General features: G+C 66.3%; 12 protein-coding genes. 11 read left to right on the top strand and 1 reads right to left on the bottom strand.

The genetic code is table 11. The features are described 5' to 3' along the window. The 11 genes from AC5Y47_RS25465 to AC5Y47_RS25415 form a co-directional block, all read left to right on the top strand. A partial coding sequence (locus AC5Y47_RS25465) for an MCE family protein (protein WP_499947029.1) occupies positions 1–812 on the top strand: 812 nt, incomplete at its 5' end. After that, positions 809–1,849, top strand: a complete 1,041-nt coding sequence (locus tag AC5Y47_RS25460) for a virulence factor Mce family protein (protein WP_499947028.1) — start codon at positions 809–811, stop codon at positions 1,847–1,849. The genes AC5Y47_RS25465 and AC5Y47_RS25460, both read left to right, overlap by 4 nt. Further along, positions 1,846–3,405 (top strand): virulence factor Mce family protein, encoded by a 1,560-nt coding sequence (locus AC5Y47_RS25455; protein WP_499947027.1) that lies wholly within the window; start codon positions 1,846–1,848, stop codon positions 3,403–3,405. The genes AC5Y47_RS25460 and AC5Y47_RS25455 overlap by 4 nt, the downstream gene beginning before the upstream one ends. Then, entirely contained in the window at positions 3,402–5,012 is a 1,611-nt protein-coding gene (locus AC5Y47_RS25450; protein ID WP_499947026.1) for a virulence factor Mce family protein, read from the top strand. Before AC5Y47_RS25455 ends, AC5Y47_RS25450 begins: the two co-directional genes overlap by 4 nt. Next, on the top strand, positions 5,012–6,172 hold the full coding sequence (locus AC5Y47_RS25445; RefSeq protein WP_499947025.1) for a virulence factor Mce family protein: 1,161 nt from the start codon (positions 5,012–5,014) through the stop codon (positions 6,170–6,172). The genes AC5Y47_RS25450 and AC5Y47_RS25445 overlap by 1 nt, the downstream gene beginning before the upstream one ends. Then, the gene (locus AC5Y47_RS25440; protein ID WP_499947024.1) at positions 6,166–7,725 is read left to right on the top strand and encodes an MCE family protein; all 1,560 of its coding nucleotides are present in this window, start codon (positions 6,166–6,168) and stop codon (positions 7,723–7,725) included. Before AC5Y47_RS25445 ends, AC5Y47_RS25440 begins: the two co-directional genes overlap by 7 nt. Continuing rightward, positions 7,695–8,411: an Rv1363c family protein gene (locus tag AC5Y47_RS25435; RefSeq protein ID WP_499947023.1), complete on the top strand. Its 717-nt coding sequence runs from the start codon at positions 7,695–7,697 to the stop codon at positions 8,409–8,411. The genes AC5Y47_RS25440 and AC5Y47_RS25435 overlap by 31 nt, the downstream gene beginning before the upstream one ends. Beyond that, on the top strand, positions 8,408–9,385 hold the full coding sequence (locus tag AC5Y47_RS25430) for an RDD family protein (RefSeq protein ID WP_499947022.1): 978 nt from the start codon (positions 8,408–8,410) through the stop codon (positions 9,383–9,385). The genes AC5Y47_RS25435 and AC5Y47_RS25430 overlap by 4 nt, the downstream gene beginning before the upstream one ends. After that, a complete protein-coding gene (locus AC5Y47_RS25425; RefSeq protein ID WP_499947021.1) occupies positions 9,382–9,933 on the top strand; it encodes an Rv1363c family protein in 552 nt (183 codons plus the stop codon). The genes AC5Y47_RS25430 and AC5Y47_RS25425 overlap by 4 nt, the downstream gene beginning before the upstream one ends. Beyond that, positions 9,900–10,643 carry a mammalian cell entry protein gene (locus AC5Y47_RS25420; protein ID WP_499947020.1) on the top strand — a complete coding sequence of 248 codons (744 nt, stop codon included), beginning with the start codon at positions 9,900–9,902 and terminating at the stop codon, positions 10,641–10,643. Before AC5Y47_RS25425 ends, AC5Y47_RS25420 begins: the two co-directional genes overlap by 34 nt. A gap of 12 nt (positions 10,644–10,655) precedes the next feature. Next, positions 10,656–11,357: a YoaK family protein gene (locus AC5Y47_RS25415; protein WP_499947019.1), complete on the top strand. Its 702-nt coding sequence runs from the start codon at positions 10,656–10,658 to the stop codon at positions 11,355–11,357. Here AC5Y47_RS25415 and AC5Y47_RS25410 read toward each other — a convergent pair. Continuing rightward, positions 11,331–12,434 carry a phosphodiester glycosidase family protein gene (locus AC5Y47_RS25410; protein WP_499947030.1) on the bottom strand — a complete coding sequence of 368 codons (1,104 nt, stop codon included), beginning with the start codon at positions 12,432–12,434 and terminating at the stop codon, positions 11,331–11,333. The genes AC5Y47_RS25415 and AC5Y47_RS25410 overlap by 27 nt on opposite strands. Between the last annotated feature and the right edge of the window lie 131 nt (positions 12,435–12,565).

The following is a 12,565-nucleotide window of genomic DNA, read 5'->3' as shown; positions in this document are numbered from 1 at the left end:
CGGTCAAGCTGAACCTGACGCTGAGCGCGGCGGCGCAGGCGCTGACCGGGCTGGGCGACCGGTTCGGCCAGTCGATCGTCAACGGCAACGCGATCCTCGACGACATCAACCCGCAGATGCCCCAGGCCCGCCGCGACATCCAGGCGCTGGCCTCCCTTGGTGACGTCTACGCGGACGCGGCACCGGAACTGCTGGACTTCCTGAACAATTCGACGACCACCGCGCGCAGCATCAACGCGCAGCAGCGGGACCTGGACCAGGCGCTGCTGGCCGCCGCCGGCTTCGGCAACACCGGTGCCGACATCTTCGAGCGCGGCGGACCCTACCTGGCCCGCGGTGCCGCCGACCTGGTGCCGACGGCTCAACTACTGGACACGTACAGCCCGGAGCTGTACTGCACGCTGCGCAACTACCACGACGTCGAACCGACGGTCCGGACGTTCCTCGGCGGCAACGGCTACTCGCTGAACACCCACTCCGAGATCCTGTCCGCGCTGGGTGCGATGCTCAACCCGGTTTCGCTGGTGCCGCTGTTGCTCTCCCAGGTCGGCGGGCTGGCCGCGGGCCTGGTCGGCGGCGCACCGAACCCCTACATGTATCCGGAGAATCTGCCGCGGGTTGCCGCGCACGGTGGCCCGGGTGGTGCCCCCGGCTGTTGGCAGCAGATCACCCGCCAACTGTGGCCGGCACCGGAATTGGTGATGGACACCGGCAACAGCATCGCGCCGTACAACCACTTGGATACCGGTTCGCCCTACGTGCTCGAGTACGTCTGGGGCCGTCAAGTAGGGGACAACACGATCAACCCATGAAAATCACCGGGACTCTCGTCAAGCTCAGCATCTTCGCATTCGTGCTGTTGCTGTTCAGCGTCATGATCATCGTGGTGTTCGGTCAGATCCGCTTCGACCGGACCACCAGCTACTCCGCGGAGTTCAGCAACGTCAGTGGGCTGCGGGCGGGTCAGTTCGTGCGGGCCTCCGGGGTGGAGATCGGCAAGGTGAAGAACCTCGAGCTGCTCGACGGCGGCCGGCGGGTCAAGGTGGACTTCGACGTCGACCGCGCAATCCCGCTGTACCAGTCGACGACCGCCCAGATCCGCTACCTGGACCTGATCGGCAACCGCTACCTCGAGCTGCGGCGCGGCGAGGGCGACGGCGCGGACAAGGTGATGTCGGCGGGCGGACTCATCCCGCTGTCGCGCACGTCCCCGGCACTGGACCTGGACGCGCTGATCGGTGGATTCAAACCGGTGTTCCGGGCACTGAACCCGGAGAAGGTCAACACCATCGCGTCGTCGTTGATCACGGTCTTCCAGGGCCAGGGCGGCACGATCAACGACATCTTGAACCAGACCGCGTCGCTCACCAATCAACTCGCCGAGCGGGACCAGGCGATCGGCGAAGTGATCAAGAACCTGAACACCGTGCTGGACACCACTGTCCGGCACCGCAAGGACTTCGACCAGACCGTCAACAATCTCGAGGTGCTGATCACCGGGCTGAAGGACCACAGTGACGGCCTCGCCGGCGGCACCGCGAACATCAGCAACGCCGCTGGGACGGTGGCCGATCTGCTGGCCGAGGACCGTGCACTCCTGCACAAGACCATCAACTACCTGGACGCCGTGCAGCAGCCGCTGGTCGATCAGCGGCAGCAGCTCAACGACTTCCTACAGCGCGTGCCGTCCGCGTTGAACCTGATTGGCCGGTCCATCGGCTCCTACGGTGACTTCGTCAACTTCTACTCCTGCGACATCAGCCTCCGGATCAACGGTCTGCAACCCGGTGGACCGGTCCGCACCGTCCGGCTCTTCCACCAGCCGACAGGAAGGTGCTCGCCGCAATGAGAACGTTGGAGCCGCCCAACCGGCTGAAGATCGGGTTGATGGGCATCCTGGTGACGCTGTTGGTGATCGGCGTCGGCCAGAGCTTCACCAGCGTGCCGATGCTGATGGCAAAGCCCAGTTACTACGGGCAGTTCACTGACACCGGCGGCATGAACAAGGGCGACAAGGTGCGCATCGCCGGCATGGACGTCGGCAAAATCGAGGCGATCAAGATCGACGGCGATCACATCGTGATGAAGTTCTCGATCGGCACTCAGAGCATCGGTACCGAGAGCCGGCTGCAGATCCGCACCGACACGCTGCTGGGCAAGAAGGTCCTGGAGATCGAGGCGAAGGGTAACCAGCCGCTGCGACCCAACGGCGTGCTGCCGCTGGGTCAGAGCACCACGCCCTACCAGATCTACGACGCCTTCCTGGACGTCACCACCGCGGCCAGAGGCTGGAACATCGACACCGTCAAGCAGTCGTTGCACGTGCTGTCGGAAACCATCGACCAGACCTACCCGCAGCTCAGCCCCGCGCTGGAAGGTGTGTCCAAGTTCTCCGACACCCTGGGCAAGCGTGACGACGAACTCAAGCATCTGCTCGCTCAGGCCAACCAGGTGGCGAGCGTGCTCGGCGATCGCAGCCAGCAGGTGGACCGGTTGCTGGTCAACGCCAAGACGCTGCTCGCCGCCTTCAATGACCGCGGCCGTGCCATCGACGCCCTGCTGGGCAACATCGCCTACTTCTCAACGCAGGTTCAAGGCTTCATCAACGACAACCCGAACCTCAACCACGTGCTGGAGCAGTTGCGCACCGTCAGTGATGTGCTGGTCGCGCGCAAACAGGACCTGGCCGACGGCCTGCAGATGGTCGGCGGGTTCCTGCCGTCGTTGAACGAGTCGATCGCGTCCGGACCGTTCTTCAAGGTCGTGATTCACAACCTGGTCCCGGGTCAGATCATCCAGCCGTTCATCGACGCCGCGTTCAAGAAGCGCGGGCTGGACCCGGAGAACTTCTGGCGCGGAGCCGGCCTGCCGGCCTACCGGTTCCCCGACCCCAACGGGACCCGGTTCCCCAACGGCGCCCCGCCGCCGGGACCGCTGGTGCTGGAAGGCACCCCGGAACACCCGGGACCGGCCGTGCCGCCGGGAACGCCGTGCTCGTACACGCCGCCCGCAGACGGCATCCCGACGCCCGGGAACCCGTTGCCCTGCATCGGGCTCAACAACGGTCCGTTCGGTGGGGTCGGGTTCCCTGGACCCAACGTCGCGGCTTCGCCGCCCAACCCGAACGGCGTCCCGTACATTCCGGGCATCCCGATCGCCGGACGCCCGGGCGAGCCGGCGCCGGACGTGCAGGGCACCCCCGTTCCGCTGCCGCCGAACACCCCACCGGGCTCGCGCACCGAGCCGCTGGGACCGGCGGGACCGGTGGGGCCACCGTCGACCTTCGCCCCTGGCCTGCCTCCGGGTCCGGCAGCGCCGCCTGGGCCGGGGAACCAGCTGCCGGCGCCATTCATCAATCCCGGTGGGACCGGTGGCAGTGGCGTAGTGGGAGGTAGCCAGAATTGAGCACCATCTTTGACGTCCGCAACATCCGGTTGCCGCGCCTGAACCGGGTGACGGTGATCGTCGGGATCCTGGTGGTGATCCTCGCGCTGGTCGCCGTGTTCGTCGGGTTCAAGCTGTACATGAAGCTGACGACGAACACCGTGACGGCCTATTTCTCCCAGGCCAACGCGCTGTACGCCGGCGACAAGGTCCAGATCATGGGCATGAAGGTCGGCACGATCGACAAGATCGAGCCGGCCGGCGACAAGATGAAAGTGACGTTCCACTACGAGAACAAGTACAAGGTTCCGCTGGACGCCCACGCGATCATCCTCAACCCGACGCTGGTGGCGTCCCGCGCGATCCAATTGGAGCCGGTCTACAAAGGCGGACCCGTGCTGCCCAACCGCGCCGAGATCAAGATCGACCACACTCAGGTGCCGGTGGAGTGGGACGAGCTGCGCAACAGCATCACCAACATCATCTCCAAGCTGGGCCCCACAAAAGAGCAGCCGCAGGGGCCGTTCGGTGAGGTGATCAACTCATTCGCCAACGGGTTGTCGGGCAAGGGCCGACAACTGAATTCGACACTTGACAATCTGTCCAAGGCTCTGACGGCGCTGAATGAGGGGCGCGGGGACTTCTTCGCCGTGGTCAAGAGCCTGGCCCAGTTCGTCAACGCATTGCACCAGGACGACAAGCAGTTCGTGGCGCTCAACCAGAACCTGGCCGATGTCACCGGGCGGCTGGCCAGCACCGACGGTGCGCTGGCGGCGGCGATCCGCCAGTTCGACGAGCTCCTGACCACGATCCGGCCGTTCCTGGACAAGAACCGCGAGGTGTTGACTCACGACGTCAACAATCTGGCCGAGGCGACCACCGCATTGTTGCAACCGGAGTCCTACAACGGACTGGAGACCGCGTTGCACGTGTTGCCGACGGCTGCGGCCAACGTGAACCAGATCTATCACCCGTCGCATGGTTCGTTGGTCGCCGTTCCGGAGATCACCAGCTTCGCCAACCCGATGCAGTTCATCTGCAGTTCGGTGCAGGCCGGTAGCCGGTTGGGGTATCAGGAGTCCGCGGAGTTGTGCGCGCAGTACCTCGCGCCGATCCTCGACTCGATCAAGTTCAACTACTTCCCGTTCGGGTTGAACACGTTCAGCACCGCCGAAGTGCTGCCCAAGATGGTGGCCTATTCCGAGGAGCGGCTGCGCCCGCCCAACGGCTACAAGGACACCACCGTGCCCGGCATCTGGGTGCCCGACACCCCGCTGTCGCACCGCAACACCCAGCAGGGTTGGGTGGTGGCCCCCGGCATGCAGGGGGTCAAGGTCGGGCCGATCACCGCGGGTCTGATGACCCCGGAGTCGCTGGCCGAGCTGATGGGCGGGCCGGACATCGGGCCGATCCAGTCCACCTTGCAGACCCCGCCGGGACCGCCCAACGCCTATGACGAGTACCCGGTGGTGCCGCCGGTGGCGCTCAACGCGCCAGTACCGGTGCAGCCGCCGCCGCCCGGACCGGGCGTGGTCCCGGGTCCGGTGGCTCCGACCCCGGCGGCCCCCGGGCCGGCACTGAACGCACCGGTGGGCGCACCGTTGCCGGCTGAGGCAGGAGGCCGGTGATGCGGGTGCTGCGCAAGATGCGCTATCGCAGCTGGCAGGTGCTGGTGCTGCTGCTGGCGGCGCTGATGCTGAGTTCCTGCGGTTGGAAGGGCATCTCCCAGGTGGCCATTCCCGGCGCACCGGGCAGCGGGGACGGCGCCTACGTCGTCTACGCCCAGGTACCCGACACGCTGGCGATCAACGGCAACAGCAAGGTGATGGTCGCCGACGTCGAGGTGGGTTCGATCCGCAAGATCGAACTGAAGAACTGGATCGCCACCCTGACGCTGGGCCTGAAGAAGGACACCAAGCTCCCCAGGAACGCGCTGCTCAAGATCGGCCAGACCAGCTTGCTGGGGTCGCAGCACGTGGAGCTGATATCCCCGGAAAAGCCGGAGGGTCAGCTGAAGAACGGCGACGTGATCGCGCTGAAGAACTCGTCGGTCTATCCGAACATCGAGCAGACGCTGGCAGTGATCTCGCTGATCCTGCGCGGCGGCGGCATCCCCAACCTGGAGGTGCTGCAGAACGAGATCTACACGATCTTCAAAGGCCGGGGCGAGCAGATCCGCGACTTCCTGGGCAAGCTCGACACCTTCACCAGGCAGCTCAACGAGCAACGCGACGACATCACCCACGCGATCGACTCGACGAACCGGCTGCTGGGCTACGTCGGCAACCGCAACGACGTGCTGGAACGGGTGCTGACCGACTTCCCGCCGCTGATCAAGCACTTCGCCGACACGAAGAACCTGCTGATCAACGCGGTGGACTCGGTCGGGCGACTGAGCCAGGTCGCCGACCAGTACCTGTCGGAGACGCGTGCCAACCTGCACACCGATCTGCAGCTGCTGCAATGCCCGCTGCGGGAGCTGGGCCGCGGGTCGCCATACCTGATCGGCGCGCTGAAGCTGATCCTGACGCAGCCGTTCGACATCGACACGGTGCCGAAGATGTTCCGTGGCGACTACCAGAACGTGAACGCCACGATCGATGTGACGCTCAGTTCGGTGGACAACGCGGTGCTGACCGGTACCGGGTTCTCCGGACTGCTGCGGGCGATCGAGCAGTCGTTCGGACGTGATCCCGAGTCGATGATCCCGGACGTCCGCTACACGTCGAACCCGAACAACGCACCGGGCGGACCGCTGGTGGAGAGGGCGGAGCGAGGCCAATGCTGACTCCTTTCATCAGACGCCAGTTGCTGCTGTTCCTGGCTTTGACGGTGGTGGCGCTGTCGGTGCTGGGCATCTACTACCTGCAGATTCCCACCCTGGTCGGGATCGGACGCTACGAACTCTCGGCGAACCTGCCGGCGTCGGGCGGTCTGTACCCGACGGCCAACGTGACCTACCGGGGCATCACCATCGGCAAGGTCACAGAGGTCGAGCCGACCGCCTGGGGAGCCAAGGCGAAGCTGAGCATCGACAGCCGCTACAAGATCCCCGTCGACGCCACCGCCAACGTGCACTCGGTGTCGGCGGTCGGTGAGCAGTACCTGGACCTGGTCTCGGAAGGGAACCCGGGAAAGTTCTTCGCCGAGGGCCAGACCATCACGAAAGGTACCGTGCCCAGCGAGATCGGGCCGGCGCTGGACACCGCCAACCGCGGCCTCGCGGTGCTGCCCAAGGAGAAGATCCCGCAGCTGCTCGACGAGACTGCCCTGGCGGTGGGTGGACTGGGCCCGGCGCTGCAGCGGTTGGTGGACGCCACGCAGGCGATCGTCGGTGATTTCCGCACCCAGATCCAGGACGTCGACGACCTCATCCAGCACTCGGGACCGGTCCTGCAGAGCCAGGTGGACTCGGGCGACGCGATCCGGCGCTGGTCGCACAACCTCAATGTGCTGGCCGCGCAGAGCGCCGCGGAGGATCAGCACCTGCGTAGCGTGCTGACCCAGGCCGCGCCGACGGCCGATCAGGTGAACGAGGTGTTCACCGACGTGCGGGATTCGTTACCGCAGACGCTGGCGAACCTGGAGGTCGTGTTCGACCTGCTCAAGCGCTATCACAAAGGCCTCGAACAGGTGGTGGTGTTCCTGCCGCAGGGTGCCTCGATCGCCCAGACGGTGGCCGCGCCCTTCCCCAACCAGGCCGCCCTCGACCTGGCGCTGGCCATCAACCAACCGCCGCCGTGCCTGACCGGGTTCATTCCGGCCGAGCAGTGGCGCTCGTTCGCCGACACCAGCGTGCAGCCGTTGCCGGTCGGGACGTACTGCAAGATCCCGATGGACACGCCGGCGAACAGCGTGCGTGGATCGCGCAACATCCCGTGTGTCGACGTGCCGGGCAAGCGGGCCGCCACACCCAAGGAGTGCCGCAGCACCAAGCCCTACGAGCCGGCCGGTACCAACCCCTGGTACGGCGACCCGAACCAGCTGCTGTCCTGCCCGGCGCCGGCGGCACGCTGCGACCAGCCGGTGAAGCCCGGATTGGTGGTGCCGGCGCCGTCGGTGAACAACGGCATGAACCCCATGCCAGCGGACAGGCTGCCTCCGGGCGGGCAGACGCCGCCACCGGTCAGCGACCCGCTGACGCGACCCGGCACGGGTGCCGTGCAGTGCAACGGCCAACAGCCCAATCCCTGCGTTTACACTCCGGGCGGGCCCCCGTCAGCCGTGTACAGCCCGCAGAGCGGTGAGCTGGTAGGGCCCGACGGGGTGAGATACTCCGTCGAGAACTCAACCAAAACAGGAGACGACGGATGGATGGAGATGCTGGCACCGGCCGGCTGAACCCCATCGACGAGGACGACTCGACTAGTTCTGCAGCGGCGACCCCGGACACCGAAGTGTCCGAGGCCCCGCCTGGTTCTGAGGTGACGGATGCGGACTCGGCTGAGACCGAGACCGCTGCGACGGGGGAGTCCGAGGCCGGGGAAATAGCCGAGGAAGAGGTTCCTGCGGGTGTCGACAGGCGCCCGTCGCGGGTCAACCGCGCCTGGCTGGCGACGATCGCTGCACTAATGATCCTGTTCAGTGGCGCCCTGGCGGCTGGCGGCTACGTGGCGCTGCGCTATCACCAGGACTTTCAGGCAAGCGCGCGCAACGCCGCGACGGCACTGCAGATCGCCAAGGATTGCGTGGTGGCGACCCAGGCGCCGGACACCAACACCATGGCCGCCAGCGAACAGAAGATCATCGACTGCGGCACCGACCAGTACCGCACCCAGGCCCTGCTCTACAGCAGCATGCTGGTGCAGGCATATCAGGCCGCCAACGTGCACCTCAAGGTGTCGGACATGCGCGCGGCGGTGGAACGCAACCACCCGGACGGTTCGATCGACATACTCGTCGCGCTGCGGGTCAAGCTGTCCAACGATCAGGCGGAGGATCAGGAGGCGGGTTACCGCCTGCGGGTCAGGATGGCGCCCGTCGACGGCACCTACAAGATCTCGAAGCTCGAACAGGTGATGAAGTGACGGTGGTGGTCGAGGACATCCAGACCACGGAGATCACCCAGGACTTACCCGAAAAAGCCTTGGCGTCATGGCGATTGCGCGCCGCCGCATTCTGTGTGGACGTCCTGCCGGGCTTCGCCGCGGCCGCGTCGGCGGCGGTGGTGTCGTTCGCGCTGCCGGCGCGCGACGCGTGGTGGTGGGTTTGCGTGTCGGTGCTGGGCGCGGTCGTGCTGGCCGTCCTGGTCAATCGGTTGTTGCTGCCGACGATCACCGGCTGGAGTCTGGGCCGGGCGCTGTTCGGGATTGCGGTGTCGCGGAATGACGGCGCGCCGATCAGCCCGTGGCGGTTGCTGCTGCGAGACCTGGCGCACCTGCTCGATACCGCGGCGCTGTTCATCGGCTGGTTCTGGCCGCTGTGGGATTCCGAGCGCCGCACCTTCGCCGACATGCTCGCCCGCACTGAAGTGCTGCGCGTCGTCCCCCACGAACACCCCGACAAGGTACGGCAGTGGACGGTGGTCGCCCTGCTCGCCGCTGCGACGGTGTGCCTGGATGCCTTCGGCCTCGGCTACCAGCTGGGATACGCGCCGGCCCGGGCGACCGACCAGGCGCGCGCCGAGATCTCCACCCAGGGGCCCAGGATCGTCGCGCAGATGCTGACTTACGATCCGGCGACCCTGCATGACGACTTCGCCCGCGCCCTTTCGCTGACCACCGACCGCTACCGGCACGAGATGGCCGCGCAGCAGCAGACGGTGGAGAAGGGCCATCCGGTGATCAACGAGTATTGGGCCACGGCGAGCTCGATCCTCTCGGCGGCACCGGACCGCGTGACGATGCTGCTGTTCATGCATGGCCGACGTGGGGCCGGGCCCGAGACGCGCTACATCACCGCCAGCCTGCGGGTGAAGTTCGCCAAAGACCGCGACGGCCATTGGCGCGTCGACGATCTCAACGTCCTGGCCAAGCCGAAACCGCCGGGAGGCGGGAAGTGAGTCCCCGCCGCAAGTTCACCCCCGGTGAGGATTCGCTGCTGATCGCGCAGCCCGTGCCGCCGCGGCACTGGGAACTGCGGATCGTCACCGTCGCCGCGACCTTGGTGATGGTCGCCGCGCTCACGCTCTGCACCCTGATGACGATCCGTCACGAGATCCGGGCGCGGACCGCGGAACGGGAGACCTCGGCACTGAACTACGTGAAGTGGTTCATGACCGGGTTCACCTCGATCGACCCGTTCCATGCCAACGACTACATCGACCGGATCCTGGGCCAGGCGACGGGCGACTTCCACAAGCAGTACGAAGAGCAGGCCAACCAGATCCTGTTGCAGGTCGCTCGTGCGGAACGGGCCACCGGCACGGTGCTGGAAGCCGGGGTGGAGCGGTGGAACGACGACGGGAGTGTGACGGTGTTGGTCGCCACCGACGTCACCTCCAAGTCGCCGGACGGCAAACAGGTCTTCGAGAGCACCAACCGTTGGTCGGCAACGGCTAAGCAGGAAGGGAATCAGTGGAAGATAAGCAACCTGCTGCAGGTGATCTGACCGTCGCGGACGCCGAAGAGGAAACCCAGGTCGACGTCGGGGTGGACGAGAGCGACGCGGTAGACGAGACCGACTCGGCCCCGGACGAAAGCGACTCGGCCCCGGACGATTCCGATTCGGCGGACGAGACCGACTCGGCCGCAGACGATTCCGACTCGGACGAGTCGGCGTCCCCGGCGCCGGTCAAGAAGAAACGGACCGGCCGCTGGGTCGCGGCGGTGGTCGCGCTGTTGACCGTGCTGTTCGTCGGTTCCGCGGCATTCGCCGGCGCGACCGTCCAGCCGTACCTCGCCGAGCGTGCCGACGTCGCGGTCAAGTTCGAGGTGGCGCAGGCCGCGGCGAAAGCGGTCACCACCCTGTGGAGCTACACACCAGAGAACATGGATACTCTCTCCGATCGGGCGGACAACTACCTGACCGGCGACTTCCGCGCTCGGTACCGCAAGATCATTGAGCAAATAGCGGGGCCCAACAAGCAGGCCAAGGTCACCAATTCCACCGAGGTCACCGGCGTCGCCGTGGAATCACTGAACGGGCCGAATGCCACCGCCATCGTCTACACCAACACCTCCACCACCAGCCCGCTGAGGAAGAACATCCCGACGCTGCAGTACCTCGCCTACCGGCTCATGATGAAGCTCGATGACGGCCGCTGGAAGGTGACCACCATGAACACCATCACCTCGCTGGACGTCACGCCCCACCTGTAGCGGACCGGCGCGATGGTCGCGACGTCCCCGGTCTCCAACCGGTCAACCGTTACAGCGTTGCTGCTGTTGACCTTCTCGACCGGTTTGGCCGATGCGATCAGCGTCCTGGTGCTCGGTCACGTGTTCGTGGCCAACATGACCGGCAACGTGATCTTCCTCGGCTTCTGGTTCGCCCGGAATACCAACGTGGACCTGACCGCAGCCGTCGTGGTCTTCCCGGCCTTCGTCGCCGGAGCCATTCTCGGGGGCAGGCTGATGCGCCACTACGGGGACCGCACCCGGTCCTGGCTGACCAGCGCACTGGGCATCGAGACGGGGTTGTTGACGGCGTTGTCGGCCGGGGCGGGCGCCGGTGTGCTGGGCTACCAGGACAACACCAAACTGTTCCTGATCGCCGGGATGGCGACCGCCTACGGCCTGCAGCACGCCACCGCACGCCAATTCGGCATCCAGGAACTCACCACGACGGTGCTCACGTCGACGATCGTGGGACTGGGGGTCGACAGCAGGCTGGCCGGCGGCACCGGCAACCGCGAAAAGCTGCGCTACAGCGTGGTTTTGACGATGTGCGCCGGCGCGGCGCTGGGTGCGACGATATCGCGGTTCGCGGTCGCGCCGGTGTTGGGGCTGGCGGCGGCCGTCGTCGGCGTCAGCCTGCTGATCTTTCGGTTCGGGCCGGCGGCGGGCTCAGTTGAAAGCGAGCCAGCTGGGTAGCGCCCGCTCGCGCGAATCGCACAGCACCTGGCGGGTGTCGCAGGATCCCTTGGGTGCGCCCGCGCCGGCCCACATGCCCCCGGTGTCGCGGCGCAGCACGATCGCCGACGAGCCACCCCCGTCGAGCAGTACCGCGGTGTCGCTGCCCAGGCCGCGGAACAGGTCCTGGATGTTGTCGGGGGTGTAGTTGCCGCCCTCGAAGATGTACATCTCGTCCTTTTGCCTGTTGTAAGCCAGCGCCGTGCGGGCCGCGCTGGGCCCGCCGTCGTGCAACTGGGCGGTGTTGCCGGGCGACAACAGGCCGATGCCGGCCACCGCGACGAACTTCGCGTTCTTGTCGAGCAGCTCCTGGATCGCCGGCGTCGCCAGGTCGTAGTCCTCTCTGCCCTTGGGCCGCAACACATATGGCGCACCACCGACCGGCAGAATCATCGTCGTCAGCGAGGTCCAGGACTCGTTGCCTCCGGATAGACCCTGCTTGCCCGGATAGGCCACGGTGCCGGTGACGGCCTGATTGGCCCGGCCCTGACCGCGGGTGTTGTCCACAAATGCACCCAGCGGTGAACTGCAGCCGGTATCGCGCCACGAGCCGCCCTTCTGGCCGCGCACGTCGAAGAAGTTGGCGTTGATCGCGATCGTCGGCTGTCCCATCCGCGCCCAGGCCTGCAGCGGCGCGTAGACCTCGGATGCCTGCCAGAGTCCTTCGCCGGTGCGGGCGCCGGCGTTGTTCTCACACCGGGCCTGGTCACCTCGATGGGTGTCCACCAGCAGATGCGGCTGCAACCGGCCGGAGGCCTGCTTGAGGATCATCAGGTGACCGCCGTTGCCCATCTCGTACCAGTGGCCGGCGCCGTCGAGGAGCGGCATGGGGTGGCCGCCGCCGAAGTTGTAGACCAGGTAGCTGCCCTTGGTGGTGGTGATGGCCTGCTCGAGCAGTTCACGGGCATCGGCAGCGCGTGCCAGCGGCTGGCCCGTGGTGCTGCTCAGGGCGACGAAGGCGGCGAAGGCGGCGCAACTTGCCGTCAGTCTGCGCAACACGGCAGATGGCGTCAGCACGAGAAGCCCTTTCGGCCTGATTGGGGGAAGCAACCCTCTCAGGATTAGTCACATCCGTCACACTGTCAACATAAGTCACAGGCGCGTGACGGTTCGGCCGCGCTGGAATTACGTTTGCCCGCTTGGGGTTTCGGCCTCGGGTTCGGCTTCGG

The organism is Mycobacterium sp. NGS22 (assembly GCF_059813095.1).
The sequence above is the reverse complement of the archived record's forward strand: the minus strand, read 5'-3'. Positions and strand labels throughout refer to the sequence as shown.

What these genes read in the sequence shown, in the direction of transcription:
- AC5Y47_RS25460 (WP_499947028.1), top strand. Translation starts at nt 809, where the DNA reads ATGAAAATCACCGGGACTCTCGTCAAGCTCAGCATCTTCGCATTCGTG.
- AC5Y47_RS25455 (WP_499947027.1), top strand. Translation starts at nt 1,846, where the DNA reads ATGAGAACGTTGGAGCCGCCCAACCGGCTGAAGATCGGGTTGATGGGC.
- AC5Y47_RS25445 (WP_499947025.1), top strand. Translation starts at nt 5,012, where the DNA reads ATGCGGGTGCTGCGCAAGATGCGCTATCGCAGCTGGCAGGTGCTGGTG.
- AC5Y47_RS25440 (WP_499947024.1), top strand. Translation starts at nt 6,166, where the DNA reads ATGCTGACTCCTTTCATCAGACGCCAGTTGCTGCTGTTCCTGGCTTTG.
- AC5Y47_RS25435 (WP_499947023.1), top strand. Translation starts at nt 7,695, where the DNA reads ATGGATGGAGATGCTGGCACCGGCCGGCTGAACCCCATCGACGAGGAC.
- AC5Y47_RS25415 (WP_499947019.1), top strand. Translation starts at nt 10,656, where the DNA reads ATGGTCGCGACGTCCCCGGTCTCCAACCGGTCAACCGTTACAGCGTTG.